This is a genomic window from Microbacterium deferens, from assembly GCF_045517775.1.
GTDB lineage: Bacteria > Actinomycetota > Actinomycetes > Actinomycetales > Microbacteriaceae > Microbacterium.
The window spans coordinates 1334448-1359255 of sequence record NZ_JBEUWT010000001.1 but is presented as its reverse complement, the minus strand read 5'-3'; the positions used below and the strand labels follow the sequence as shown (position 1 = coordinate 1359255).

The 24808-nt window shown below is 70.9% G+C and carries 26 protein-coding genes; 18 read left to right on the top strand and 8 right to left on the bottom strand.

From position 1 onward, the window contains the following. The first annotated feature begins 2 nt into the window (after positions 1-2). From ABTU82_RS06490 to ABTU82_RS06440, 11 genes are all read left to right on the top strand, one after another. Positions 3-1019, top strand: coding sequence for a phosphotriesterase family protein (locus tag ABTU82_RS06490; RefSeq protein WP_407172451.1), 1017 nt, complete (start codon positions 3-5; stop codon positions 1017-1019). Further along, positions 1016-1678, top strand: coding sequence for a cysteine hydrolase family protein (locus ABTU82_RS06485; protein WP_407172450.1), 663 nt, complete (start codon positions 1016-1018; stop codon positions 1676-1678). Before ABTU82_RS06490 ends, ABTU82_RS06485 begins: the two co-directional genes overlap by 4 nt. Continuing rightward, a complete protein-coding gene (locus ABTU82_RS06480) occupies positions 1675-3210 on the top strand; it encodes a GMC family oxidoreductase (RefSeq protein WP_407172448.1) in 1536 nt (511 codons plus the stop codon). The genes ABTU82_RS06485 and ABTU82_RS06480 overlap by 4 nt, the downstream gene beginning before the upstream one ends. Continuing rightward, on the top strand, positions 3207-4631 hold the full coding sequence (locus tag ABTU82_RS06475; RefSeq protein ID WP_407172446.1) for an amidase: 1425 nt from the start codon (positions 3207-3209) through the stop codon (positions 4629-4631). The genes ABTU82_RS06480 and ABTU82_RS06475 overlap by 4 nt, the downstream gene beginning before the upstream one ends. Next, positions 4628-5962 carry an amidohydrolase gene (locus tag ABTU82_RS06470; RefSeq protein ID WP_407172444.1) on the top strand — a complete coding sequence of 445 codons (1335 nt, stop codon included), beginning with the start codon at positions 4628-4630 and terminating at the stop codon, positions 5960-5962. Before ABTU82_RS06475 ends, ABTU82_RS06470 begins: the two co-directional genes overlap by 4 nt. Next, positions 5959-7386 (top strand): amidase, encoded by a 1428-nt coding sequence (locus tag ABTU82_RS06465; protein WP_116648839.1) that lies wholly within the window; start codon positions 5959-5961, stop codon positions 7384-7386. The genes ABTU82_RS06470 and ABTU82_RS06465 overlap by 4 nt, the downstream gene beginning before the upstream one ends. 3 nt (positions 7387-7389) lie before the next feature. Further along, positions 7390-7950 (top strand): hypothetical protein, encoded by a 561-nt coding sequence (locus tag ABTU82_RS06460; protein ID WP_407172442.1) that lies wholly within the window; start codon positions 7390-7392, stop codon positions 7948-7950. A gap of 148 nt (positions 7951-8098) precedes the next feature. Further along, positions 8099-9181 carry an extracellular solute-binding protein gene (locus tag ABTU82_RS06455; protein ID WP_116648837.1) on the top strand — a complete coding sequence of 361 codons (1083 nt, stop codon included), beginning with the start codon at positions 8099-8101 and terminating at the stop codon, positions 9179-9181. Positions 9182-9361: 180 nt separating this feature from the next. Continuing rightward, positions 9362-10240 (top strand): ABC transporter permease, encoded by an 879-nt coding sequence (locus tag ABTU82_RS06450; protein WP_407172440.1) that lies wholly within the window; start codon positions 9362-9364, stop codon positions 10238-10240. 4 nt (positions 10241-10244) lie between these two features. Further along, positions 10245-11117, top strand: coding sequence for an ABC transporter permease (locus ABTU82_RS06445; RefSeq protein WP_407172439.1), 873 nt, complete (start codon positions 10245-10247; stop codon positions 11115-11117). Next, positions 11114-12172, top strand: a complete 1059-nt coding sequence (locus tag ABTU82_RS06440; RefSeq protein ID WP_116648834.1) for an ABC transporter ATP-binding protein — start codon at positions 11114-11116, stop codon at positions 12170-12172. Before ABTU82_RS06445 ends, ABTU82_RS06440 begins: the two co-directional genes overlap by 4 nt. Before the next feature lie 149 nt (positions 12173-12321). On the opposite strand, the gene ABTU82_RS06435 is transcribed toward ABTU82_RS06440, so the two are convergent. Further along, positions 12322-13329 (bottom strand): phosphotriesterase family protein, encoded by a 1008-nt coding sequence (locus ABTU82_RS06435; RefSeq protein ID WP_407172437.1) that lies wholly within the window; start codon positions 13327-13329, stop codon positions 12322-12324. A 79-nt stretch (positions 13330-13408) separates the two neighbouring features. Here ABTU82_RS06435 and ABTU82_RS06430 point away from each other — a divergent pair, with 79 nt between their 5' ends. Further along, positions 13409-14176, top strand: coding sequence for an amidohydrolase family protein (locus ABTU82_RS06430; protein ID WP_116648833.1), 768 nt, complete (start codon positions 13409-13411; stop codon positions 14174-14176). Next, on the top strand, positions 14173-14604 hold the full coding sequence (locus ABTU82_RS06425; protein WP_407172435.1) for a cytidine/deoxycytidylate deaminase family protein: 432 nt from the start codon (positions 14173-14175) through the stop codon (positions 14602-14604). The genes ABTU82_RS06430 and ABTU82_RS06425 overlap by 4 nt, the downstream gene beginning before the upstream one ends. A gap of 14 nt (positions 14605-14618) precedes the next feature. Here ABTU82_RS06425 and ABTU82_RS06420 read toward each other — a convergent pair whose 3' ends face one another. After that, positions 14619-14981, bottom strand: a complete 363-nt coding sequence (locus tag ABTU82_RS06420) for a VOC family protein (RefSeq protein ID WP_116648832.1) — start codon at positions 14979-14981, stop codon at positions 14619-14621. 60 nt (positions 14982-15041) lie between these two features. Here ABTU82_RS06420 and ABTU82_RS06415 point away from each other — a divergent pair, with 60 nt between their 5' ends. Then, positions 15042-15482, top strand: coding sequence for a MarR family winged helix-turn-helix transcriptional regulator (locus tag ABTU82_RS06415; protein WP_116648831.1), 441 nt, complete (start codon positions 15042-15044; stop codon positions 15480-15482). 110 nt (positions 15483-15592) lie between these two features. On the opposite strand, the gene ABTU82_RS06410 is transcribed toward ABTU82_RS06415, so the two are convergent. Continuing rightward, positions 15593-16849, bottom strand: a complete 1257-nt coding sequence (locus ABTU82_RS06410) for an MFS transporter (RefSeq protein ID WP_407172433.1) — start codon at positions 16847-16849, stop codon at positions 15593-15595. Further along, positions 16846-17343 carry a RidA family protein gene (locus ABTU82_RS06405; RefSeq protein ID WP_116648829.1) on the bottom strand — a complete coding sequence of 166 codons (498 nt, stop codon included), beginning with the start codon at positions 17341-17343 and terminating at the stop codon, positions 16846-16848. Before ABTU82_RS06405 ends, ABTU82_RS06410 begins: the two co-directional genes overlap by 4 nt. Before the next feature lie 69 nt (positions 17344-17412). On the opposite strand from ABTU82_RS06405, the gene ABTU82_RS06400 reads away from it, so the two are divergent. Together ABTU82_RS06400 and ABTU82_RS06395 are read left to right on the top strand one after the other, a co-directional pair. After that, positions 17413-17922: a RidA family protein gene (locus ABTU82_RS06400; RefSeq protein ID WP_116648828.1), complete on the top strand. Its 510-nt coding sequence runs from the start codon at positions 17413-17415 to the stop codon at positions 17920-17922. Beyond that, entirely contained in the window at positions 17919-18830 is a 912-nt protein-coding gene (locus ABTU82_RS06395) for an amidohydrolase family protein (protein WP_407172431.1), read from the top strand. Before ABTU82_RS06400 ends, ABTU82_RS06395 begins: the two co-directional genes overlap by 4 nt. A gap of 125 nt (positions 18831-18955) precedes the next feature. Here ABTU82_RS06395 and ABTU82_RS06390 read toward each other — a convergent pair whose 3' ends face one another. Together ABTU82_RS06390 and ABTU82_RS06385 are read right to left on the bottom strand one after the other, a co-directional pair. Next, positions 18956-20035 carry an LLM class flavin-dependent oxidoreductase gene (locus ABTU82_RS06390; protein ID WP_116648826.1) on the bottom strand — a complete coding sequence of 360 codons (1080 nt, stop codon included), beginning with the start codon at positions 20033-20035 and terminating at the stop codon, positions 18956-18958. 6 nt (positions 20036-20041) lie between these two features. Continuing rightward, positions 20042-20401, bottom strand: a complete 360-nt coding sequence (locus ABTU82_RS06385; RefSeq protein WP_116648825.1) for a cupin domain-containing protein — start codon at positions 20399-20401, stop codon at positions 20042-20044. A 48-nt stretch (positions 20402-20449) separates the two neighbouring features. Here ABTU82_RS06385 and ABTU82_RS06380 point away from each other — a divergent pair, with 48 nt between their 5' ends. Continuing rightward, the gene (locus ABTU82_RS06380; protein WP_407172429.1) at positions 20450-21466 is read left to right on the top strand and encodes a phosphotriesterase family protein; all 1017 of its coding nucleotides are present in this window, start codon (positions 20450-20452) and stop codon (positions 21464-21466) included. 77 nt (positions 21467-21543) lie between these two features. On the opposite strand, the gene ABTU82_RS06375 is transcribed toward ABTU82_RS06380, so the two are convergent. Together ABTU82_RS06375 and ABTU82_RS06370 are read right to left on the bottom strand one after the other, a co-directional pair. Then, positions 21544-23055 carry a sodium:solute symporter family transporter gene (locus ABTU82_RS06375; RefSeq protein WP_407172427.1) on the bottom strand — a complete coding sequence of 504 codons (1512 nt, stop codon included), beginning with the start codon at positions 23053-23055 and terminating at the stop codon, positions 21544-21546. Positions 23056-23223: 168 nt separating this feature from the next. Continuing rightward, on the bottom strand, positions 23224-23883 hold the full coding sequence (locus ABTU82_RS06370) for a TetR/AcrR family transcriptional regulator (RefSeq protein WP_407172425.1): 660 nt from the start codon (positions 23881-23883) through the stop codon (positions 23224-23226). An 84-nt stretch (positions 23884-23967) separates the two neighbouring features. Here ABTU82_RS06370 and ABTU82_RS06365 point away from each other — a divergent pair, with 84 nt between their 5' ends. Then, positions 23968-24807, top strand: a complete 840-nt coding sequence (locus tag ABTU82_RS06365) for an urea amidolyase associated protein UAAP1 (RefSeq protein WP_407172423.1) — start codon at positions 23968-23970, stop codon at positions 24805-24807. The last annotated feature ends 1 nt before the right edge of the window (position 24808 follow it).

Here is a 24808-nt window from a genome sequence, read left to right as displayed (position 1 = left end):
CCATGCCCATCCATACCGTCCTCGGGCCGATCGCCGCCGCCGACCTCGGGCCCACCTCGATGCACGAGCACCTGCTCAGCGATCTGCGCATCTGGGCGAAGCCCCCGAAGGAGCTCCCTCCCGAGGGAGTGCCGATGGGACCGGAGCTGATGGCCTACCTCCGGTGGAACTTCCTGTCGGTGCCGGAGAACATCGTTCTCCACGACGCCGACGTCGCCGCGCAGGAACTCTCTCACGTGCGCAGCGCCGGAGGGTCGGGTGTGCTCGAGCTGACCCTCGACGGCATGGGACGCCGCCTGTCGGAGCTGCCCGAGATCTCACGACGCTCGGGGGTGCACGTCATGGTCGGCGCGGGCTTCTACGTCGAGGACACCATGGCCGCCGACGTCAAGACCGCGTCGATCGACGCGCTCACCGAGCGCCTCCTCGGCGAACTCACCGACGGCATCGGCGACACCGGCATCCGCCCCGCGCTGCTCGGTGAGATCGGAACCAGCTGGCCCGTGACCGATGCCGAGTGGCGATCCGTCCGCGCCGCCGCCCGTGCCGGAGCCGAGACCGGCGCCGCGGTGTACACCCACCAGTCGTTTCGCGGCAAAGGCGGCACGAGCGTCCTCGACGCGATCCTCGAGGAGGGCATGAGCGCCGACCGCGTGATCATCGGTCATCTCGACGAGTTCTGGGACCCCGGCTACCATCGCGAGATCGCGCGAGCCGGCGCCGTGCTGGCGTACGACACGTTCGGATCGGACTTCTCCTACGGCAGTCCGAAGCTGCGCAACCCCACCGACGCGGAACGGCTCGACATGGTCGAGTGGCTGCTCTCGGAGGGCTACGCCTCGCAGCTCGTCATCGCCCAGGACGTCTGGGCACAGGCCAACCTCCGCCGCAACGGCGGCAACGGCTACGATCACCTCTTCCGGCGGATCGGCCCCTCGATCGCCGAGATCGCCGGCGATCCGGCGACCGTCGACCAGATCCTCATCCACACTCCGAGACGACTCCTGGAGCGGCCATGACCACCCCCCTCGCATCCTCTGCGCCGCACGACGCCCACATCGTCGGCCGGCCCGTGCTCGTCGTCGTCGACATCCAGGGCGGTTCGGGTCAGTCCGCGCCCGGCGAGGGCGGCATCCCGATCATGGGCGGCCGAGCCGAAAGGGGGCCGCGCCAGCGCGCCCTCGTCGACGCCGCGCGCGCCGCGGGCGTACCCGTCGTGTTCATCCAGGAGGTGCACAAGCCCTCCCTCATCGACATCGGTCGTGAGCTCGACGGCGTCGAGGGTCCGCACTGCATCGAGGGCGACGACGGCACGGAACTGGCTGCGTGGCTGGAGCCGCGCCCCGAGGAGTTCGTGGTGCGCAAGCGCCGCTATTCCGCGTTCTTCGGCACGGAGCTCGAGATCGTACTCAAGGCGTACAGGGCCGAGACCCTGATCCTCATCGGGGGCCTGACCGACGTCTGCATCCACTACACCTTCGTCGACGCGCACCAGCACGACTACCGCGTGCGGGTGATCCAGGATGCGGTCGGCGGTTCGAGCGAACGCGCGCACGCGGCGTCGCTGGAGGCGATCTCGTACCTGCAGCGCGACGCCCTCGTCGACACCGCCGACGTGCTCGCGTTCTTCGCGGCCGAGGCCGCGGCGACGAGCGCTGACCCGGTGCTGGTGCGATGACCGATCCACGTCGGGCCGGTCTCCTCCCCGAGGCCGCGGAGTACGTCGTGGTCGGAGGAGGGACGGCGGGGAGCGCGGTCGCCGCGCGTCTGGCAGAAGCCGGGCACGACGTGCTCGTGCTCGAAGCCGGCCCCGACTTCGGACCGCAGGGCGCCGCGTCGTGGCCCGCGGACTTCGTCGACGCGACGCGGCTCGGCCGCTCGCACGACTGGGGCTACGACTCGGGCGACACCTATCCGTGGACGGTCGGCTTCGAGCGCGCGCGGGCGATCGGGGGCAGCTCCGACGTCAACGGGTGCACGAAGACGTGGGGTCATCGCCGCGACTACGACGCGTGGGCCGAGGCGGGCCTGGTGGGCTGGGCGGCCGATGATCTCGCGCCGCTGTTCGCCGGCGGAATGGAACGGATGCGGGTGCGACAGTTCGCCGCCGACGAGCTCACCCCCTGGCAGCACGCCTGGTACGACGCCGCGCCCGCGGTCGGCATGCCGCGCCTGACGAGCCTGAACGACCTCGACGAGGCGGCCGGGTTCGCTCCCGAAGCGATGAACATCCAGGACGGCGTGCGCATCAATGCCTCCTTCGCGTACCTCGACCCGGTGCGCGGGCTGGCGCACCTGCGCATCGTGGGAGATGCGCTCGTCGACCGCGTCGTCATCGAGCGCGGGGTGGCGACCGGTGTCGTGGTGCACCACCGCGGCGAGGTGTCGACCGTTCGGGCGGGCACCGTCGTGCTCGCCGGCGGCGCCTACAACTCCCCGACGATCCTCCTGCGCTCGGGCATCGGCCCCTTCGCGCAGCTCGCGCCCCTGGGCATCCCGCTCGTCCACCACCTGCCGGGTGTCGGCGAGAACCTCCACGACCAGCCGTTCCTCCTGATGAGCTTCGCCGGTTCCGATCGGATGGCGGTCGAGATGGACGCCGCGCGCGCGACCGGCTGGACCCCCGACGAACAGGCGATGGGGAAGGCCGCGTCGAGCCTCGAGACCGAGGCGTTCGACCTGCACTTCCTCCCGTACAGCCCGACGCACCGCGGCGACGGCAAGCGCTGGAGCATCGGCACCTCGGCACTTCTGCCGCGGTCGCGCGGATTCGTGCGCCTGCGCAGCGCAGACCCCGAGGCCAAGCCTTGGATCGACCACCGTTTCCTCTCCGACGCGGAGGGCGCCGACGTCGCGATGCTGATCGAGGGAGCGAGTATGCTGCGGGAGCTCGCCGCGACCGCCGCCCTGTCGCCGCTCGTCGGTGCCGAGATCCACCCCGGTCCCGAGACCTTCGCGCGTGACGCGCTGGCCGCCCACCTCTACCGACACCCCGACAACTACTGGCACCCCGTGGGCACGTGTCGCATGGGGGTCGCCGGGGATCCGGGGGCCGTCGTCGACGAGCGCGCCCGGGTGCACGGCATCGAGGGGCTCCGCGTCGCCGATGCGTCGATCATGCCGCGCATCCCCCGCGCGACGACCGCGATGCCGTCGGTCGTGATGGGCGAGAAGGTCGCGGCCATGCTGCTCGAGGAGGCCTCCGCATGACCGACCAGATCACCGCCCTCAGTGCCCGCGCGCTCGCCGAGGCGATCCGCACCCGGCGGCTCTCCTCGGAGGAGGTCGTCGCCGCCCACCTCGCCCGGATCGACGAGCTCAATCCCTCCATCACCGCGATCGTCAGCTCTCAGCCCGACGTCGCCCTCGAGACCGCCCGCGAACGCGATCGCGAGCTCGCCCGGGGCCTGATCCGCGGGCCGATGCACGGCCTGCCGATCGCGGTGAAAGACCTCATGGATGTGGCGGGGCTCCCCACGAGCCACGGGTCGCGCATCTATGCGGGCCGGGTCGCCGCCGACGACAGCGTCATCGCCGCGAGGTTGCGCGAGGCCGGCGTCGTGTTCGTCGGCAAGACGAACACCCCCGAGTTCGGGGCGGGGTCGCACACTTTCAACGAGGTGTTCGGCCCGACCCGCAACCCTTACGACACCACCCGGAGCGCCGGGGGCAGCAGCGGAGGAGCCGCCGCGGCGGTCACGACCGGAATGCTGCCGTTCGCCGACGGCTCCGACCTCGGCGGCAGCATCCGAAATCCCGCTTCCTTCGGCAACCTCGTGGGGCTCCGGCCGACCGCCGGGCGCGTGGCGTCCGCCCGCCCGGGCAACGCCTGGGACCCGGGGTCGGTACTCGGGGCGCTCACGCGCGACGTCGCCGACACCGCCCTGTTCCTCTCGGTGATCGCCGGGCCCGAGCGACGCGCGCCCCTGTCGATCGACGAAGACCCCCAGCTCTTCCTCTCGCTCGCGCCCCGGTCGTTCCGGGGGGCGCGGATCGCCTACTCGCCCGACCTCGGTGGTCTTCCGCTCGACCCCGAAGTGCGCGAGGCGACGGCCGCGGCCGCGCGACTCGCGAGCGACCTCGGTGCCGAGGTGGTCGAGGTCGACCTCGACCTCACGGAGGCCGACCTCGTCTTCGAGACGTTCCGTTCGCTGGAATTCCTCGACGCGCACGGCGAGGATGCGGCGCTCCACCCCGAGCTCGTCAAACAGACCGTTCGCGACGACGTGTCGTGGGCCGATGCCATCGATGCGCGCCTCCTCAATCGCGCGGCGGGAGCTCGCACGCGGCTCTTCCGGCGCTTCCAATCGCTCCTCGCCGAGTACGACATGCTGCTGGCGCCGACCACGCAGGTGCTGCCGTTCCCGATCGAGTGGGAGTACCCGACCGAGATCGAGGGCGTGGCGATGGAGCGCTACTACACGTGGCAGCGCTCGTGCAGCCGCATCACGGCGACGGCGATGCCCGCGCTGTCGATGCCCATGACCTTCTCGCGCGGGGGCCTCCCGATCGGTGTGCAGTTCGTCGGTCCGTACCGCGGCGAGCGTCTGCTTCTCGAGTTCGCCCTGACCTGGGAGAGCGCCGTCGGCGATGTGATGGCGCGTCGGCCGGATCTGGGGGGAACCCCGTGATCCAGACCGTCGTCTACCTCGCTCCGATCGTCACGATGGACCCCGACCGGCCCCGCGCCGAGGCGTTCGCCGTGCAGGGGGAGCGGATCGTGGCCGTCGGGACGGTGGCGGAGGTGCGCGCCGCGGTGCCCGACGGCACCAGGGAGGAGCGCCTCGACGGCGTGGTGCTCCCGGGGCTCATCGACGCGCACCTGCATATGGAGCGCGCGGGGCTGAAGGCTCTCGACTACCTGTCCGAGACAGACGGCGTCGACCGCTACATCGAGGCGATGCGCGACAGCTTCGACGACGACGGCCCCGTGGCCCCGCCGTTCGAGGATCGCGTGCGCGCCCTCGAGCGGGTCCAGCCCCTCTTCCACGCGCTGGGCGTCACCGGGATCGTGGATCCCGCCGTCACCATCGACGAGATGCGCGGATACCAGGAGGCGCATCGCCGTGGCACGCTCACGATGCGCACGGTCGCCATGCCGTACCTGGAGATCGGTTCCGCGGCGATCCCCGACGTCGACGCCGCGATCGCACACCTCGACGGCACGGGTGTCTCGACCGGGTTCGGCGACGAATGCCTGCGCATCGGGCCGATCAAGGTCTACCTCGACGGCGAGGCGTTGAAGGGTCAGGCGCTTCTCGAAGAGCCCTGGGATGCGGCGGGGTACCGCGGCGAGCAGCGCCTCTCGACCGCCGACTTCGGCCGGCTCGTCGGCTGGTGCGCGGAGCACGGTTGGGGGGTCGGGACCCATGCCGTCGGCTCGGCGGCTGTCGCGATCGTCGCCGCGGCGTACGCCGCGGCGGGGCCGGCCGTGCGGGAGCGGCGCTTCCAGTTCATCCACGCCTACCTCGAGCCGAGCGCCGAGAGCATCGCGTCGGGCGCCCGGTCGGGAACGATCGCCTCGCTCCAGCCGTCGATCATCTGGCACAACGGCGCCGGGCTGCGTCGTTCCCTGGGCGAGCGCGCCGAGCGCGCCAACCCGGTGCGCAGCTGGCTCGACGCCGGCGCGACCGTGGCCTTCGGCTCGGACGGTCCGTTCTTCGCCTTCGACCCCCGCTTCCTCATGTGGCAGGCCGTCACGCGACGCGTGGCCGGTGAGGACCAACCGCTCGCCGCAAGCGAGGCCATCACCGTCGCCGAGGCGCTCGCCGCCTACACGACCGGTGCGGCCGTCGCCGCCCTCGCCGACCACCACCGGGGCATGATCCGCCCGGGGTATCTCGCCGACTGGGCGCTGTGGGCCGAAGACCCGCTCGCCGTGCCTGTCGACGACCTCCTCCGCATCCCCGTCCGCCGAACCGACGTCGGCGGACGCACCGTCTACGTCCAGGAGACCCGATGACCGATACCGCCCTGTACGCCTGGTCCGCCCGCGATCTCGCTGCCGCCGTCGCCGCGCGCGACGTCTCCGCCGTCGAGGTCATGCGCGCCCACCTCGCCCGGATCGAGGAGTTCGAGGGGAGGATCGCGGCGTTCGTGTCGCTCCTTCCCGAGTCGGAGTCGCTCGCGATGGCCGAGCAGGCCGACCGGGCGGTCGCGCGCGGCGACCGGCTCGGCGTGCTCCACGGACTCCCGACGGGCGTGAAAGACCTCATGGACGTCGCCGGCCTGCCGACCTCGCAGGGGTCCGCTGCCTACGCGTCCGAGCCACCGGCCACCCGCGACAGCGTGCTGGCCGAACATCTCCGCCGTGCCGGGGCGCTCATCATCGGCAAGACGAACACGCCCGAGATCGGGCTCGGAACCCTCACGTTCAACCCCGTCCGCGGTGTCTGCCGCAATCCGTGGGATCTCGACCGGCACGCGGGCGGATCGAGCGGGGGAGCCGCGGCGGCCGTGGCGGCCGGAATGCTGCCCATCGCCGACGGATCCGACAGCGGCGGCAGCATCCGTTACCCCTCGTCGTTCTGCAACACGGTGGGTCTGCGGCCCACTCCGGGAATGGTGCCGAGCGGGCGCACCGGCAACGGGTGGGATCCTCACGGGGTCGCGGGGCCGATGGCGCGCGACTCGCGCGACGCCGCGCTGATGCTCGCGGGTATCGCCGGGCACGATCGGCGCTGGCCCATCTCGTGGGTCGACGAGCCGCGCGCGCTCGCCGATCTGGACGAGATCGACCTCTCGGGGCTCCGGCTCGGCTGGAGCCCCGATGTCTGGGGACTGCCGATCGACCGCGAGGTGCGCCGCGTGCTCGCCGACGCGCGGCATCGGTTGGAGAGGGCGGGGGTCGTGGTCGTCGACGTGGAGCCCGACCTCGACGGGGCCGATGAGGCGTGGCAGGCGATCGAGATGTTCGGCTTCGCCGGCGATGCGCGGCCTCGCTTCGCCGAAGGGCGCACCGGTTTCCGAGACGACTACCTGCGCAACGTCCAGGAGGGATTCGACCTATCGGCGGCGCAGCTGATGGATGCCCTCGCCCACCGCACCGAGCTGTTCCGCCGCACCGCGGCCGTGCTGCAGGAGGTCGATGCCATCGTCTATCCCGCGACCCCGGTGGCCGCCCCGCCGGCCGATGTCGAGTGGGTCGCGGAGGTGGACGGCGTCGCCTTCGACCGCTACTTCCTGTGGCAGCGCGCGGCCTGCCGCCTCACCGTGACCGGTCACCCCGTGCTCGCCACCCCGGCGGGTTTCACGGGGGCCGGTCTTCCTGTGGGCATGCAGCTCGTCGGGGCGTCGCGGCGCGACGCGCGGCTTCTCGCGATCGGCGCCGCCATCGAAGCGGCGCTCGGCCTCGTCGGGGCCGAGCCCACGGCGATCCGGGCCTGACCCGTGTCGAGCCGCGAGATCGTCGTCCCCTACGTCCGGGTCGATCGTCCTCCCGCGCTCGGCGAGGCGGGATTCAGCGTCACCGTCGGGATCCGCCCCGACCGCCCCGTCGGCCAGGGGCCGCAGGGTGCGCTCGCGCATGCGCTCGACGCGGCGGGGTGGTGGATCGGCGTCGGCGACGACGGCCGCGCGACGGTCGGGATGGGAACGACGGCGGGGCCGGTGAGCGTCTCCGCGGGCGACCCGCTCGCGGCGGGGGAGTGGGCGCAGATCGCGGTCCGCATCCCCGGGCGGGTCGGTGATCGGCTCGAGATCGCCGTCCGAGCATCTTCGGGCCCCGACGCACCGGCACGCTCGGTCGTGGTCGGCGCGCGGCTCGTCGCGGCCCCGGGCCCGCTCGTGTGGGGGTGCCGGGCGCTGCGCGATCGCCGGGTGCCCCAGCATCCGTTCCTCGGCGCGATCGGACCGGTGCTCCTCGACGACGGCTCGTCCGCGGTGGCCTGGAGCGGGGTGTTCGGCATCGACCCCGGTCTGTGGGGAACGATTCCCGTCGCAGTTCTCTGACTCTGTTACACACACGAAACAGTCGAGACACACGAGAGGGATCCATGTGATGCACAATTGGATCCATTACCCCACCCCGGGCGCCCTACCCGACGGAGCCCGCCCCGCACCATCTCGCACTGCACGTCTTCGAGAGGAAACCCATCGCATGTCTTCCCTGAACCGATTCCGCCGGGGCGCGACCGTCGCCCTCGCCATCGGCGCGGTCGCCGCCGTCGCCACCGGCTGTGCCGGCACCGCCTCGGCCGGCGACGCAAGCTCCGGCTCCGATGAGGCCGCCATCAGCGGCCAGATCGTCTGGGCCGATTTCGGCGGCCCCACCAACGAGAGCCGCCAGGTCGCGTACTTCGACGGATTCGGCGACGACACCGGCGTGGACGTCGTCTCGTCGTCGATCGAAGACGCCATCTACTACCCGATGCTGGAGGGGGAGGGCGGCGACTACGACGTCTTCCAGGTCAGCACCGCCGACATCCTCGCCTACCCCGACCACATCCAGGAGATCCCCGAGGAGGCGCGCGGCGACCTGATCGACGACACGCTCTCGCCCTACGTGGTCGGCGGCTTCTACATCGGCATCGGTCAGGGCTGGCTCACCGACACCTTCGCCGACGGCGGCCCGCAGGACTGGGTCGACTTCTTCGACACCGAGAAGTACCCCGGCAAGCGCGCGTGGCCCGGCTCCCCGGGCTTCTTCGACGGCTCGTACGAGATCGCCCTCCTCGCCGACGGCGTCGCGCCGGAAGACCTGTACCCGCTCGACCTCGACCGCGCGACGGCGAAGCTGAACACCATCCGCGACGACCTGGTGTTCTACCAGTCCTACCCCGAGGTGCAGCAGCTGCTCTCCAGCGGCAGCGCATCGATCGCGGTCTCGGTCACCGGTCAGTTCAAGGCGCTGCAGAACTCGGGTCTGGACGTGACCGTGCAGTGGAACCAGGCCTTCCAGGCGCTCAACGGCTTCGTCATCCCCGAGAAGTCGAGCAACCCCGACGCGGTGAAGGCGCTCGCCGCCTGGATCAACGACCCGGAGAACCAGGCCGTCTTCACGGAGCGCACCGGCTACGGCCCCGTCAACTCGGCGGTCTTCGACGTCATCTCCGAGGAGGTCGCCGCCAACGTCGTCAACTCCCCGGAGCACGCCGACGGACTCCTGCAGTGGAACGAGCAGTGGCGGGCCGACAACAAGGATCTGCTCATCGACTCGTACACGGCGTGGCTCGCGGGCTGACCCCCCATCCCCGCGCGGGAAGGCCCCCGATCTTCGGATCGGGGGCCTTTCCCATGTTCTCGTAACGCGATGGAAACAGGGGAGCAATGCGTTCGGATCCACTAGGGGATAGATTGGATCCACGTCCGATACCGAGCCGTCCGAAACACCCGTGCAACCTCGATCCTGGAGCATGACGCAGTGAGCACTTCTTCCGCCGTCCTCGACGCCCGGCCGGCGCCGACGCCGAGGCGCACCGCGCTCGGCGTCTCGCGAGCCGAGTTCCGCTGGCTGATGTGGCCCCCGCTCATCTTCTTCGTCGTGGCGCTCGGTCTGCCGATGTTCACGCTGGTCACGCAGTCGCTCGAGGGTGGCGGCGGCGCCTACGAGGGCATGTTCGCGGTGCCCGCGTTCGTGGGTTCGCTCTGGCGCACGCTGCTGATGGCGGTCGTCACGATGATCCTGACGATGGTGCTCGGCGCCGCATACGGACTCGCCATCGCCGCCTCGCCGACCTGGCTGCGACTCACGCTCCTCGCCGCGCTGATGCTGTCGCTGTGGACCTCGGTCATGGTCCGTTCGTTCGGATGGATGCTGTTGGAACTGCCCAAGGGCGGCATCTACTGGTTCCTCGGCCTGTTCGGCCTGGCCGACGAGCCGCTCGAGATCTACCAGACGGCCTTCGGCATGTATCCCGCGATGGTCGCGGTCATGCTGCCCTTCGCGGTGCTCCCGGTGATGAGCGCGCTGCAGTCGATCGACCGCGAACAGCTCAACGCCGCATCCGTCTTCGGCGCCGGTCCTCTGCTGACCTTCCGCATCGTCACGTGGCCGCAGATGCTCCCCTCGGTCATCAGCGGCGGCGTGCTCGTCTTCGTCATGTCGCTCGGGTTCTACGTCACGCCGCTGCTGCTGGGCGGGCCCTCGAACATGACCGTGTCGGGCGTCATCAACCAGCAGCTCAACACCGCCAACCGGCCCGACCTGGGGGCTGCGATGAGCATCCTCCTCGTCGGGGGAACCATGCTGATCTACCTCGTAGCCGACCGGCTGTTCAAGGTCAGCGAGAAGTGGGGCTGATCTCGTGAGCACAACCGTCGGACGCAGCCTCGGAGCCTTCCGCCTCCCCATCATCGTCATCGCCCTGCTGGCGAGCCTGCTGTTGATCGTCCCCTTCCTGATCCTCGTCTCGACGTCGTGGACCGCGGGAAGCTTCATCCTCTTCCCGCCCGAGGGTTTCTCCCTGCAGTGGTACGCCGAGGTGCTCGGCGACCGTCGCTGGATGGGGTCGTTCTGGCTGTCCATCTGGGAGAGCCTCATCGCCACCGTGATCGCCACGGTGCTCGGCGTCGCCGGGGCGATCGGACTCACCCGCGTGCGCTCGCGCCAGGCGCAGCGGTGGGTGCGGACACTCTTCATCGTGCCGATCGCCCTGCCCCCCATCGCCTACGCGGTCGGGCTCTACGGCGTGAACATGGACTTCGGCTTCCTGCGCGGGACCCTCGTCACCCTCGTCGTCGGGCACGCACTCATCGCGATGCCGTACGTGTTCGTCATCGTGTCGGGCGGTATCGCCCGGATCGACCCCGCCCTGCGGCCGGCCGCCTGGACCCTCGGTGCCCGGTGGCCGCTCATCCTGTGGAAGATCGAGCTGCCGGCCCTCCTGCCGTACGTGCTCTCGGGCGCGCTCTTCGCCTTCATCGTCGTGTTCGACGAGGTCGTGCTCGCCGTCTTCCTGCTGCCGCCCGGCGTCCAGACGCTCCCGCTGAAGATGCTGAGCGCTGCTTCGGAGGCGTTCTCGCCGGAGCTCACCGCAGCATCCACTCTCGTCTCGGTGCTCGCCATCGTGCTTCTCGCGTTCGTCCCCCTCATCACGTCGCGTCTCTCGCGGCGCAACCGCCCCAGCCGGCGCCGGACCCCCGCGGTCCGCGCCGTCGCGGAAGGAGTCCCCGAATGACCGTCGCCCTCTCGATCTCCGACGTCCACGTCACCCTCGGTGCCAACCACGTGCTCAAGGGCGTCTCGCTCGACGTCGCCCCCGGCGAGTTCGTCACCCTCCTCGGCGCCAGCGGCAGCGGCAAATCGACGCTCTTGAACGTCATCGCCGGCCTGCAGTCGGTCGACAGCGGCCACGTCGCCTTCGACGGCACGAACGTCGAGAAGCGCTCGCCGCAGAAGCGCAACGTCGGTGTGGTGTTCCAGTCGTACGCCCTCTTCCCGCACCTCACGATCGGCGAGAACGTGGCGTTCCCCCTCCTGGCCGCGCGGCGCCCGGCGAAGGAGCGTCGCGCGGTCGCCGACGAGATGCTCGCCCTCGTGCAGCTGCCGGGCATGGCCGACCGCGAGCCGTCGTCGCTCTCGGGTGGTCAGCGGCAGCGCGTCGCGCTCGCCCGCGCCCTCGCGGCCAACCCGGGGATCCTGTTGCTCGACGAGCCCATGGCCGCCCTCGACAAGCAGCTGCGCGAGCACATGCAGGTCGAGATCACGCGCATCCAGCGGAAGGTGGGCATCACCACGGTCTCGGTCACGCACGACCAGACCGAGGCGCTCACGATGTCGGACCGCGTGGCGATCATGCACGAGGGGCAGCTCGTGCAGGTCTCGAGCCCCGAGGAGCTCTACCGCCGCCCGGTCAACGCCTACGTCGCCAGCTTCCTGGGCGAGGCGAACCTCCTGCCGACCGTCGACGACGCGCTCGTCGACGACGCCACGGGCCTCCTGGTCGACGGCACGGCGGTGCTGCGCCCGGAGGACATGAGCATCGTCGCCGCCCACGAGTCGACACCCGCCTGGTCGATCGAGGGGGTCGTGCGACTGGTGAGCTTCCAGGGCTCGCGGTACCGCCTCGAGATCGCCACCGACTACGGCCGCAAGGTCGTCGCCTCGCTCTCGCCGTCGTCGGACGTCTCGGCGCTCGGGGTGGGGGAGCGTGTGCGCCTGGCGTGCCGCAACTCCGATCGCGTGCACGTGATCGAGGCGGTCGCCACGGCCGCCATCCCCGTCCCGGCCTGAGGCGCGGGCTCGCGGCCGTGCGGGGTGGCCGAGATGCGGGGGATCGGCCGGGGCGCGGGCTTCGGCGGCGTGGATGCCCGCGTGCGGGCCGGACGCCCGCGTGCGGGGCGAACGGGGGGCTCGGCGCGGTCGAGCTAGGCCCGGTCGAGCTAGGCCCGGTCGAGCAGTCGGGCCGGCGCGTGCACGAGCATGTCGTCGAGGCGCGCGTCCGAGACGCCCGCTCGACGCAGCGCGGGAACGATGCGACGCACGACGTGCGCGTAGCCCATCCCGCCGTGGCGTGAGAGCTGCCCCTTCGTCCACACCGAGCACGACAGGGTGACGGCCGCGTCGGGGTGCTCGTCGAGGAGCCGCGCCAGGAAGGCGAGCCGCTCGGTGTCGGTGGCGTCCCTCGCCCCGTCGGCGAAGTGGTGCTCGCTGCCGAAGGCGAACTCGACCACCGCTCCCGAATCGGCGACGTCGCCGACGTACGCCGCGTCGAGCACCTTGTCCATGTTGCAGAACAGGATGCGGCGGGCAGCGAGTCCCTGACCGGTGAGGATGTCGACGACCTCGGGCGCCCGCCGCGCGGCGCCGTCCAAGCGGATGCTGACCGCAGCATCCGCCGCCTCGGCCGCGCGCGCAGCGGCCCGGAGTCCGCGCCGCTCGGCCGCGGTGATCTCGGCGCTCGTTCCCAGGAGGCCCAGGAGCCCCGCGCGGAAGCCGGTTCCGGGGATCGCCTCGGTGAGGGCGGTCGTGTACGCCGCCTCGACCTCGGCCTCGCTCTGGTCGCGCCACCACTCGGGGAGCGTCTTGTCGATGTATCCGCCGTAGGCCGCGACGATCCGGATGCCGCTGCCGCGTGCGATGCCGGGGAGCTCCGCGTGCCGCGGCCCCATGCCCCACGACGTCGCCTCCACGATCGTGTCGAGGCCGGCGTCTCTGGCCCACGTCAGCTCGTCGACCGCCGTGGTCGGGTCGTCGAGGGTGAGGTTGTCGGCGAGCGACATATAGCTCCAACGGAGATCGCCGAGGATCTCGGGCCGGATCGGTCCGTCGAGGGTCTCGCCCTCGCGGGTGGGGCGCAGGAGGTGGCGCGAATCGGTGAGGACGTGCTCGTTCGTCGAGACCCGCCCGAGCGACTCCGCGGGAACGCGCCCCAGGACGGTCTCGATCATGAGGCGACTCCCGATCCGTGAATGTATCCGATATATCTTAGAATGGATCCTAACCGACGCATCTCGAAGGAGCCCCCGGATGATCATCGATGCCTACAACACGACGCAAGACGTGCGCGGCCGCTCCGACTACCTGACGGGGGCGCGGCCCGGAGAGGAGCCTCCGGCCTACACGCCGTTCGACCCGAACCGCATCCTCACCCGCATGGATGCCGCCGGGGTCGACATGGCGATGGTGTGCTCGCTCGCCCAGCGCATCGAGAACGACTTCATCATCGGGCTGCAAGACAGCCACCCCGACCGTCTCATCGGATTCGGGCAGGTGCGCCCGCAAGACGACGACGCGCTCGACGAGATCCGTCGGATGGCCGAAGCGGGCATCCGGGGTCTGAAGCTCCACCCGAGCATGCACGGCTACCACGTCGCCGATCACGGCCTGCTCGACCCGGTCTTCCGCGAGTGCGCGCGTCACGGCATGGCGGTGATCATCAACGCGCTCGACGACGCGTTCTGCGCTCCGTTCTCCATCGAGGAGATCGTGAAGGATCACCCCGACGTGCCGACGATCATCGCCCACATGGGCGCGGTCTGGAACGTGCCCGAGGCGATCATCGTCGCCGAGCGGCGCGAGAACGTCTACCTCGAGACGTCCGCGACCCTCATGGCCGACGTCAAGCGCGCCTACGCCCGGGTCGGTGCCGAGAAGATCCTCATGGGCTCGGAATGGCCGGGGTCGGACTTCGACCTCGAGCGCATGAAGATCGCGAAGGCGATCCCGGATGCTGCCGACCGCGCGCTCGTCGAGGGTGGCAACTACGCGCGGCTGCTGCGCCTGGACGTCGAGTGAGCGACCGGCCGGTGCTCGCGCGTCCCGCGGGTATGGGCGACGGTGACGCCGAGCTGCTGGCGGCCGCCGCCCACCTCCTGCGCGCGGTCTACCGGGAGGGGCGGCACGAGGTGGTGGCCGCGCTGCGGATGGATGACGGGTCTATCGTGACCGGCGTGCACGTCGACGGCTCGGCCCGCCGCAGCGCCGTCTGCGCCGAGGGGGTGGCGGCCGGGAACGCGATCGCCCACGGCTCGTCGGTCACGGCCGCCGTGAGCGTGCTGCGGCGCCCGTCGGGCACGGAGCACGTGATCGAGCCGTGCGGGGTGTGTGCCGAGATGCTCTCGGACTACTGGCCCGACGCGCGGGTCTGGGTCTCCGATGGCGCCGAGATCGTGCCGACGACCTTCGCCGCGCTGCTGCCCGCCAAGCGCCGCCGCCTCTGGTAGGCCGGCGATCGCCCTCAGGCGCGGTCGTGGAGGGTGATGAGGTAGCCGTCGGGGTCGACGAAGGTGAAGGTCCAGCCGAACGGACCGTCGACGGGCTCGACGGCGATCGCCACGCCGTCGGCCACCAGGGCGTCGTGCACTGCTTTCGCCTCGGCGGCGTGCATCCACACGCCGACACCGCGTCCGAGCGGGCCGGCATCGAGGTCGACGCCGGGAAGCGGCGGGCGCACGGCGAACGCGGCCGGCGTCGTGTCGAACACGACCGCGGTCGGCGGGCCGGCCTGTCGGGCGAAGCCGAGGTAGCGCTCGTAGAACGCGGCCGAGCGGGGCACGTCGCGCACCTGCAGGGAGATGAAGCCGGGGCCGGAAACGGTCATGATCGGTGTCCTTTCGATGTCAGTTGTCTGACATTGCCCAGCGTATGTCAGAATACTGACATGGGTCAAGCGAAACCGACGATCGACCTCGCCACGTCGCCGGGGTATCTGCTGAAGGTGGCGGCGACCGCCCTCCGCTCGGCGATGGAAGACGTGCTGCGGCCGTTGGGCATGACGGTCACCCACTACTCCTGCCTCGAGGTGCTCGCTCAGCGGCCGGGGGCGTCGAACTCCGACCTCGCGCGGGCGACGTTCGTCACGCGGCAATCGATGAACGTGCTGCTCCAGACGCTCCAGCGCGACGGGCTCGTCACGCGCGCCGACCAGCCCGAGGCTGGCCGGGTGCTTCCGACGCGCCTGACCGATGCGGGGCGCGCCCAGCTCGCCCAGGCCAGCGCCGCGGTGAAGCAGGTCGAGGACCGGATGCTGGGTGGCCTTCCCGCCGCCGATGCCGCCGCCCTCACGCGCCTGCTGCAGCACTGCATCGCGTCGCTGCGCTGAGGCGGCACCGCGAGCGCACGGCATGCGCCCGAGCGCACGCCTTCGGGACGTGCTCGCGGCGTGCGCTCGGGCCTAAAGCGTGCGCTCGCGCTCCGGTTCGGGCGGCGGGGTCAGGCGGCGGGGTCGCGGGGCTCCGCCAGGCGGTCGGGCGACCGGGGCGACTCGTCGCGGGTGAACGCGGTGAGCACGGCGAGGGCGACGAACTGCAGGCCCGCGACGATGAGGAAGGCGAGCGTGGACGACGCGATCGAGATGACGAACCCGCCCAGCAGCGCACCGCCGCCGTAGCCGATGCTGGTGAAGCTGGAGAAGAGACCGAGCCCGAGCGCGCGGTTGCGCGAGGTGAGCCCTCGCGTGGCGAGCATCGTGAGCGAGGGGTAGAGGGGCGCGAAGCCGATGCCGATGAACGCGGCGCCGAGGCTCGCCAGCCAGAAGTCCTGCGCGAACGCGATGACGGTCAAGCCGACGGCGAGGCTGGACAGGGCGATCGCGGTGGCACGCAGCGGCCCGATGCGGTCGGGGAGCGAGGCGAGGGCCAGCCGCGCACCGATGACGCTCACCGCGAAGACCGTGTAGACCGACGCGCCGCCCATGAAGCCGCCCGCGGGAACGCCCGCCCCCGCCAGGTGCACGATGAGGAACGCGATCATGATGCCCTCGCCGCACCACGCCGCGGCGGCGGCGACGCCGGGGGCCCACACCGCCCGGAAGGCGTGCCAGACCCCGGCGACCGCGCCGCGCGGCAGGGTGATGGGGCCGGTCGTGGTGCCGATGGCGGCGGCTCGGGGCCGGGGGAGGGCGATGACCGTGGCGACCGTGGCGAGCTCGAGCCCCGCGCAGACGAGGAAGACGACCGGTGCCCCGCCGATCTGCTCGACGGCGGTGCCGAGCTGCGGACCGAGGGCGACCCCCAACCAGACGCTGAGCCCGAAGTAGCTCAGCGCCCGGCCGCGCTGGTTGGCGGGGGTGAGGGCGATGAGCCACGCCATGATGACGGTCATCGCAGCGGCGTTGCCGAGTCCGAACAGCACGCGACTCACGCCGGCGCCCGCGAGCGACGGAAGGACGGCGAGCAGCAGCATCCCGACCACCGCGATCCCGCCCCCGACCACCGTGATCAGGCGGTAGCCGCGCCGATCTGCGAGCGCACCCGCGATGGGCATCGCGATGACGGAGGCGAGCGCGGCGAGGGCGACGATCGCGCCGGCGAGCGAACTGTCGCCGCCGAGCGTGTCTTGCACGTAGACCGGGATGATCGGCGTGCTCGCCGAGTTGGTGATGCCGCCCAGGGTCGAGGCGACGAAGATCAGCCAGAACGGCAGGGTGCGGACCATGTCACGCGGTGCGGCTTCCGCCGCTTCGGTCACGGGGCGGGCTCCGGGTGGCACTCCAGGCTCAGCCACAGCTCGAAGCAGTTGTTGCGCGACAGCGTGGTGGCACCGATCGACGCGCGTCCGATGCTCCCGGCCTCCTCCCCGAAGACCTCGAGGAACAGGTCGGTCGCTCCGTTGGAGACCAGGTGGAGGTCTTCGAAGCCGGGAGGGCACACGACGAAGCAGAGTCCGCGCGAGAGGCTCTTGACGTTGTCGAGCGAGCCGAGCGCGTAGCGGATGATGCCGAGGGTGTGCACCGCGGTCAGGCGCGCGGCGGCGTAGCCCTCTTCGATCGTGACGTCGACGCCCACGACTCCGGGGTTCAGCCGGTCGCCGACGCGGTTCTCGGGTGTGAGTCCGCTCAGTTCGAGCAGGTCGCCGATGCGGTGGAACGGCTTCATGCGGCCGTAGCGGCGTCCGTAGGGCGGATCGGCGTAATCGGGGATCTCGAGGCCCAGTTCCCGAACCCTCTGCTCTGGTGTCGTCATCCCGATCCTCTTCTTTCTGTATCCGAAACCGCTTAGAATGGATCCATTCTAGAGGCCGAAGGAGAAGCCATGGTGTGGAGCGCGGAACGGCGGGTCGAAGAGTTGGGGTTGGTCATCCCCGACTACGCCAACCCTCCCTACGGGGAGCGGTACGCCACGATGAAGGCGTTCCACCACCTCGGCCGGTGCCTGACGATCAGCGGCATCACGCCCGAGGATCGGCAAGGCACCAAGGTGCATCCGGGCCGTGTCGGCGACAACGTCACGCTGGAGGAGGGCTACGCGGCAGCGCGATACGCCGCGATCAACGTGCTGGGCCTCATCCGTTTCGCCGTCGGCTCGCTCGACGAGGTGACGGGGTTCATCCGCACCCTCACCTTCGTCGTCGTCACGCCCGAGTTCACCGACGTGAACCTCGTCACCAACGGCGCCGCCGACCTGTTCGTCGAGGTCTTCGGCGACCGGATCGGCCGATCCACGTCGGCCGGCATCGGCGTCTCGAGCCTCTCGGGCGGCAACGTCTTCGAGATGATCGCCGAGGTCGAGACCCGCACCCCCGCGAAGGAGATCGACGGATGAGGATCGACACCCACCTGCACATCTACGCCGACCCGGCGCGCGGGCTGTACGAGATCGAGAACTTCCCGATCGTCGAGTACGGCGAGAAGGCCGACATCCCGCTCGCGGGCGTCGGCGGATCGGTCGACGATGCCCTCGCCGCTCTCGACGCCGCGGGGTTCGACTACGCCACCGTTCTCGGCAGCTACGAGGTGCCGGGCTACCCCGATCTGCCCGACGGCCTCACGCACTGGCCTGCGCAGCCCCACTACGGTCAGTATCGCGAAGACCTCGTCGCCTACAACCGGTGGGTGTGCGAGATGGCGGCCCCGCACGACAAGCTCATCCCGTTCGTCAGCGCGAACCCGGCCGTGATGACCTCCGACGAGTCGCGGGAGCACCTCGCCGAGGCCTTCGGCGACTGGGGCGCGCGGGGCCTCAAGCTCCACCCGATCGGCATCAGGGCCTACCCCGATGATCCGGGCTTTGACGGCGTCTACGACGCCTGCATCGGCGCCGGCGTGCCGATCGTGTTCCACAGCGGACCCGACACGCGCGGCCGCGGATTCTCGGAGCCGCGCGTCTTCGCCGCGCTCGCCGCATCCCGCCCCGAACTGAAGCTCGTGCTCGCGCATCTCGGCGGCGGCTCGTGGCGCGACACGGCGGCGGTCGCGGAGGCTCACCCGCAGGTGATGTTCGACCTGTCGGAGATCGTCATCTGGATCGGTGCGACCGCGGGGCCGTCTGCCGACGACGTCGCCGGGCTCGTCCGTTCGATCGGGGTCGACCGCGTCGTGATGGGTTCGGACTTCCCCTGGTACACCCCGGGCGTCACCGCCGAGATCGTCGAGAGCCTGCCGGGCTTCTCACGCGCCGAGTGCGACGCGATCCTCGGCGAGAACGCCGCCCGTCTCCTCGCGCTCGGCTGACCCGGCCGACGCAGACCGCGAGACTTCATCCCCGACGCGAGACTGCAGCTGCAGACCGCAGTCTCGTCGCCCGGATGAAGTCTCGCGGTCATTGGGTGCGGCCAGGGCGCGGGACGAGGCCGCGGTCAGGGCGCGGTGCGCAGGCCGCGGGAGTGGAGGAGAGGCAGGATGCTGTCCGCGAAGCGCGCCATGCCGTCCTCCCACAGCGGCCAGCCGAGCAGGCAGCCGTCGATGCCGACGTCCGAGAGCCACTCGAGTCCGTCGGCGACCTGCGAGGCGGTGCCGACGAGCGGCACGCCGCCGTCGCCGGCGACCCAGCTGAAGCGGCGCGCGGCCGTGGAGTTGTCGCCCGCCACTTCGGCCTCGACGCCCATGATCGTGAGGGCGTTGATCGCGGCGTCGTGCATGCCGTTCTCCTGCGCGTAGTAGTGCAGGAAGTCGCGGGCGGCCTGTTCCGTCTCGCCGTCGACCACGTAGCCGAAGGTCCACACCTCGATGTCGCGCCCGTACTTCTCCCGGGCCTGGCGCTTGACGTCGGCCACGTGCGCGGTCGCCTTCTCGCGATCGTCGCTGAGCTTCACGAAGAGCTTGTCGGCGTGCTGCAGGGCGAACTCCAGCCCGCGGCCCGACATCGCGGCGTTCATGATCTGCGGACGCGCGCCGAGGGGCTTGGGTGCCGAGTACGCGCCCGAGAGGTGGAAGAACTCGCCGTCGTGGTCGAACTCTCCGGTCTCGCTCCAGAGGCGCTCGACGATACCGATCCACTCGTCGGCGAGGTCGTAGCGGCGGTCGTGCGCCAGGAGGTCGGCGCCGAACATCTCCATCTCGGGCCGGTACCACCCGGCGAGCACGTTGATGCCGGCCCGACCGCCGGTCACGTGGTCGATCGTGGCCATCTGCTTGGCCGCCATCACCGGGTGCACGACGGGCATCGACACGGTGGCGAAGATGCGCGCGCTCTCGGTGACCGCGCCGACGGCCGCCGCCCAGGTGAGGGTGTCATAGGCGTCGGAGTGGGGGTTGTGCTCGCCGCCGTACCCCTTCCATCGCGAGATGGGCACGATGGCCTCGAAATCCATCGCCTCGGCGCGGCGGGCGAGATCCTTCACCCGCGACCAGTCGGTGGTGAGGGCGCCGGGGATCGTGGTGAACGTGATGCCGGGGGCGAGGTTCGTGCCGAACGTGCCCAGTTTCAGACGGTTCATCGCGGGCTACTTGTAGACCACGTAGAACTTGCGGACGGGCTCGACGACCGACCACTCGCCGGTCCACCCGATCGGGAAGAACGCCGCGCTCCCGGCGGTCAGCTCGACGGGTTCTCCGCCGTCCTCGTGCACGATCATGCGGCCGCTGAGGATGTGGACGATCTCGCCGCGGGTGAGGAACTCCCACCGCGACCGCCCGGGGTCGCTCTCCCAGATCCCCGACACGACGGTGCGGTCGTCGGTGACGAACTCGACCTTGCCGCGGACGGTGATCTCGCCCGAGAGCGGCTGGGCGCTGGGCGGTGCGAGGGGCTTCGCCTCGAGGGCTTCGGCATCGACCTCGGCGGGTCGAATCACATGAGTCATAATTGGATCCTAAGTAAGACTGAATGGATCCGCAATCGGAGGGACCCCATGATCGAGACGGTGACGGGCGGTCTGGATGCTGCGCTCCTCGGCGCGACCTGCATGCACGACCACGTGCTCAGCGACGCGTCGCGGCTGCGCCGGGACGGAGCCGCGCCCGCACCGGTGGGGAAGGCCGTATCGATCGACACCCTCGGCTACCTCCGCTGGAATACGCTCGCCCTCGCCGACAACCTCGTCCTCGACGATCCCGCGCTCGCCGCCCGCGAGCTGGGTCGGGCGGTCGGCGCCGGTCAGCGCGCGGTCGTCGAGTGCTCGTCGTGGGGGCTCGGTCCTCGCCACGCGGGCCTTCCGGCCGTCTCGGTCGCCTCGGGGATGACGATCGTCAGTTCGTACGGGGCGTACGTGCCGCGCATCGTGCCGGGGTGGATCGCGCAGATGTCGGAGATCGAGCTCGAGCAGCACTTCGTCGAGGCCCTCACCGTCGGCATCCCCGGGGCGGGGTTCCGCGCGGGGATGCTCGGGATCATGGGCACCACGGGTGAGCTCGAGCGTCGCGAGCGCGAGCAGCTCCGCGCCGCGGCGCGCGCGGCTGTGCGAACCGGGGCGAGCGTGTCGGTGCGGCTGGATCCGGACGCGTTCCGGGGCCCGGAGGTGCTGCGCCTGATGGGCGCGGAAGGCCTCGCCGCCGACCGGGTCGTCTTCGCCAACGTCGACGAATACCTGGATGCGGCGTACTGGGCCGCGTTGTCCGATGCCGGCGCCGTGCTGGAGATGTGTTTCGGCACCGAGGCCGTGCACGTCGGCCGGGTCGACAACCCCTCGGACCGCGAGCGCCTGGCGTTCTTCCCCGAGTTCGTCGCCGCGCACCCCGAGGCGCGCGTCGTACTCGGCGAGTCGGTCTGGACGAAGGCGCAGCTGCGGGCCTACGGCGGATTCGGATACGCCTACCTCGCGGAGCGCGTCGTGCCCGAGCTGCGCCGTCGGGGCATCCCCGACGGTCGACTGCACGCGATGCTGGTCACCGAGCCGCGGCGTCTGCTCGACCTCTCGGAGGACGCGTGAGGGCGGTCGTGATCGCGTGCGAGGCGCAGCATCCGGTCGATTCTCGATCGCACGATGATGCGCCCCGCACGAACCTGTCACGCGACGGCCGGCACCGCCGCCTCCGACGACTCGCGCTCCGCGTCGAGATCGGCACGGATGCGCGCCTCGGCCGCCACCTCGGACTCGCGTCGCCCCGCGACGGCCGCGACCAGCGCGAACGTTCCGAACCCGACCGCGGCGGCCACCAGCGTCGCCCAGCCGTCGAACTCCGGCCCGACGAGGGTGTTCGGCACGTAGAAGATGTCGTTCGGCACCCCGTAGAGGGTGGGCGTGAGCGCGAGGAACGCGATGCGCACCACGAATCCGACGGCCATCGCGGTGAGCGCTGCGGTCGACCCGGGGCGCTTCCAGAAGACGCCGAACAGGAACGGTGCGGCGAGGCACGCGAGCATGAGGTCGAACGCGAGGGTCAGGAGGATCCCGGTCTGGCTCACCTGAATGGCGAGGAACGCACCGCCGATCACGAAGGGGACCATGGCCACGCGAGTCCAGCGCAGGAGCGGGTCGGGGCCGGTGCCGGTGTGGCGGCGGACGGTGAAGATGTTGCGCACCGCGATCGCGGAGGTCGCGAGCATCGCACCCGACGCGGTCGAGAACGACGCGGCCACGATTCCGGAGAGCACCAGGATCGCCACGAGCGGCGGGGCGAAGTCGCCCAGGAGCGTGAAGAGCACGGGGCCGTCCTCGACCGAGATGCCCAGCGTCGCCGACACGCTGAGCGCGACGATCGCGAAGACGGTGCCGATCGCGGCGGTGAGGCCGGCCGCGATGAAGCACGACCGCTGCGCGACGGAGGGGCTCTTGGCGCCGAAGATCCGCTGCATGAAGTCGATCGCGACGATGTCACCGATGGCCAACGAGACCAGGGTCGCCCAGTTGATCGGGGCGCCGGCCGCGGGGTCGCTCAGCTGTTCCAGGTCGAACGGGCCCATTCCCTCGGGGATCACGATGCCGTACGACATCGCCACCCAGGCGAGCAGCACGATGGCCGCGACGACCGTGATCGCGGTCTGGATCGCGGCGGTGTACGCATCGGAGAACAGACCCCCCGCGATCGTGTAGGCGAGCACCAGCACCACGGCCAGGATGACGCCCCACGCGTAGGGGATGTTCGCGAAGTGCTCGAGGAGGAACCCGCAGGCCACGAGGTTGCCCGCGAGCAGGATCGTGAACGACACGACCATCAGTGCCGATGCCGCCAATTCGGTGGGGCGGTTGTAGCGCAGCCGGAAGAAGTCGCCGAGGGTGAACAGCTTCATCGCGTTCATCCGCTTCGCGAGGAACAGGCCGGTCAGCAGCAGGCACAGGGCGAGTCCGATCGCAAGCGACGCCCCCGACCAGAATCCGAACTGCGAGGTCAGGTCGGTGTTGCCGACGGTCGCGTTGGCATCGACGGCGGCGGCGGTGAGCGAGACGGCGACGAGCGGCACGCCGAGCCGTCGTCCGGCGACGAGGTAGTTGGCGCTGTCGCCGTCGACCTTGCGGGCGACGACGATGCCGACGACGAGGATGACGACGACGCTGAGCGCGACTCCGAAGATGATCATGGGCACTCCCGGGCGGGGAAAGACGGTCGGATGGGCTTTCTGTTGCTTGACAGAAAGAATCTCCATCCGCAGCACCGTCAGCGATGTCGGCCGTGTAACAGTCCTGTGAAATCCGCCCGGGCAGGGGTGGGGCGACGACGCGGTCGCTCGTCGGCCGACGAACGGCGGTCAGGCGATCCGGTCGAGAACGCCCTTGCCGAGGTCGACGGCGCGGGAGATCACCGCAGCATCCAGGTCGAGCACCCGCAGGGCCGCGGACGCGATCGCCTCCGCCGTGCGGTCGGTGATCACGACGCCGCGCTTGCGCTGCAGGATCACGCTCTCGACCAGGCCGAGCACGAGGCTCGTGGTGACGTCCACGCGGTCGGCGGGAAGGCCGCTCGCGGCGACCAGCGTCTTGTAGGTCGTCTCGAGCTCGCTGCGCCGTTCACGGAAAGGGCGGAAGGCGTCTTCCGACACCTCGGGCAGCAGGTAGAGCGCGCCGACGTTGTGGGGTCCGGCCGAGAGCAGGCGCACGTCGGCGACGCACAGCGCCCACAGGCGTGCCGCGGGGTCGTCGCCCTCGGCGAGGAGCCGCGCGGCGACCTCGAGCGACGGCTGCACGGTGTCGAGCAGGAGGGCGAGGAGGATGTCGTGCTTGCGCTCGAAGTGGTGGTACATCGAGGCCTGGCGGATGCCGGCGGCCTCCGCGATCGCGTGCGTGCTCGACGAGGTGTACCCGCGGGTGCAGAACAGGGCCGCCGCCGCGGTGAGGACATCGGCCCGGGTGCCCTGCCCGGTGGGGGACGGGCCCGCCGCGCGGGGTCGTCCCGTTCGTGCCGGCGCCATCCTCCCACCGTAACGGTGCTGTCGTAACACGGGCGAAACGCCGACGTGGTGTCATAACTGTCAACCGATAGAAAGGATCCGGGAATGGACGGTCGAAAGCTCGCCCTCGGCGATGTCGGACGTGCCCGCGAGGACGCCCGTGCCCGCGCCGCCTCGTCGGAGTGGATGCCCTACCTCCCGCCCGCCTCCGCTCCCTTCGCCCCGGCCGACGTCGCACCGGCAGCGCTGCGGTGGGCGGAGACCGTGGCCCCGGGCGGGTACACGCATCTGCGGGTCGCGCGGGGTACCCGCATCCGCCTCGACGACCCCACCGGCAACGCGTGCGCGAGCGTCGTGGTGCTCAACGCCGTCGAACCCTGGGAGCGCCTCAACGTCGCCGACACGCAGAAGATCCCGTGGCAGGCGTATCTCGGTGACGGGCACCCGCTGCTCTCCGGCGACGGGCGCGTGCTGGCGACGATCGTCGCCGACACGTCCGGTCGGCACGATGCGTTCTGCGGCACGACCAGCGACGCCTGGAACGAGCAGAAGTACGGCGACGCCCTCCCCGAGGGGCCCTCTCCCTCCGGCCACGGGCTGCTCCGGCTCGCGGCCGCCAAGCACGGTCTCACCTCGCGCGACCTGCCCCCGGCGATCTCGTTCTTCCAGGGGGTGCGCGCCGAGGCCGACGGCTCGCTCGCCTGGCAGGGTTCGGCCGGTCCGGGTGCGCACGTGGATCTGCGCGCGGAGCTGCCGCTGATCGTGCTCATCGCGAACGTGCCCCACGCGCTGGATCCGCGCGACGACTACGTCGTCGGGCCGCTGCGGGTGGTCGCCTGGGCGGAGCGGCCGACGGGCGAGGACGACGACGTCTTCCACGCCAGCCCGGAACGCGAACGCGCCTACCGCAACACCGTCGCCTACGCCGAGCTCGCCGGTCTCTGAG

What these genes read in the sequence shown, in the direction of transcription:
- ABTU82_RS06420 (WP_116648832.1), bottom strand. Translation starts at nt 14,981, where the DNA reads ATGACCGTTTCCGGCCCCGGCTTCATCTCCCTGCAGGTGCGCGACGTG.
- ABTU82_RS06405 (WP_116648829.1), bottom strand. Translation starts at nt 17,343, where the DNA reads ATGACGACACCAGAGCAGAGGGTTCGGGAACTGGGCCTCGAGATCCCC.
- ABTU82_RS06455 (WP_116648837.1), top strand. Translation starts at nt 8,099, where the DNA reads ATGTCTTCCCTGAACCGATTCCGCCGGGGCGCGACCGTCGCCCTCGCC.
- ABTU82_RS06465 (WP_116648839.1), top strand. Translation starts at nt 5,959, where the DNA reads ATGACCGATACCGCCCTGTACGCCTGGTCCGCCCGCGATCTCGCTGCC.
- ABTU82_RS06375 (WP_407172427.1), bottom strand. Translation starts at nt 23,055, where the DNA reads ATGATCATCTTCGGAGTCGCGCTCAGCGTCGTCGTCATCCTCGTCGTC.
- ABTU82_RS06480 (WP_407172448.1), top strand. Translation starts at nt 1,675, where the DNA reads ATGACCGATCCACGTCGGGCCGGTCTCCTCCCCGAGGCCGCGGAGTAC.
- ABTU82_RS06490 (WP_407172451.1), top strand. Translation starts at nt 3, where the DNA reads ATGCCCATCCATACCGTCCTCGGGCCGATCGCCGCCGCCGACCTCGGG.
- ABTU82_RS06415 (WP_116648831.1), top strand. Translation starts at nt 15,042, where the DNA reads ATGGGTCAAGCGAAACCGACGATCGACCTCGCCACGTCGCCGGGGTAT.
- ABTU82_RS06380 (WP_407172429.1), top strand. Translation starts at nt 20,450, where the DNA reads ATGATCGAGACGGTGACGGGCGGTCTGGATGCTGCGCTCCTCGGCGCG.
- ABTU82_RS06440 (WP_116648834.1), top strand. Translation starts at nt 11,114, where the DNA reads ATGACCGTCGCCCTCTCGATCTCCGACGTCCACGTCACCCTCGGTGCC.
- ABTU82_RS06370 (WP_407172425.1), bottom strand. Translation starts at nt 23,883, where the DNA reads ATGGCGCCGGCACGAACGGGACGACCCCGCGCGGCGGGCCCGTCCCCC.
- ABTU82_RS06395 (WP_407172431.1), top strand. Translation starts at nt 17,919, where the DNA reads ATGAGGATCGACACCCACCTGCACATCTACGCCGACCCGGCGCGCGGG.
- ABTU82_RS06485 (WP_407172450.1), top strand. Translation starts at nt 1,016, where the DNA reads ATGACCACCCCCCTCGCATCCTCTGCGCCGCACGACGCCCACATCGTC.
- ABTU82_RS06475 (WP_407172446.1), top strand. Translation starts at nt 3,207, where the DNA reads ATGACCGACCAGATCACCGCCCTCAGTGCCCGCGCGCTCGCCGAGGCG.
- ABTU82_RS06390 (WP_116648826.1), bottom strand. Translation starts at nt 20,035, where the DNA reads ATGAACCGTCTGAAACTGGGCACGTTCGGCACGAACCTCGCCCCCGGC.
- ABTU82_RS06430 (WP_116648833.1), top strand. Translation starts at nt 13,409, where the DNA reads ATGATCATCGATGCCTACAACACGACGCAAGACGTGCGCGGCCGCTCC.
- ABTU82_RS06365 (WP_407172423.1), top strand. Translation starts at nt 23,968, where the DNA reads ATGGACGGTCGAAAGCTCGCCCTCGGCGATGTCGGACGTGCCCGCGAG.
- ABTU82_RS06435 (WP_407172437.1), bottom strand. Translation starts at nt 13,329, where the DNA reads ATGATCGAGACCGTCCTGGGGCGCGTTCCCGCGGAGTCGCTCGGGCGG.
- ABTU82_RS06400 (WP_116648828.1), top strand. Translation starts at nt 17,413, where the DNA reads ATGGTGTGGAGCGCGGAACGGCGGGTCGAAGAGTTGGGGTTGGTCATC.
- ABTU82_RS06385 (WP_116648825.1), bottom strand. Translation starts at nt 20,401, where the DNA reads ATGACTCATGTGATTCGACCCGCCGAGGTCGATGCCGAAGCCCTCGAG.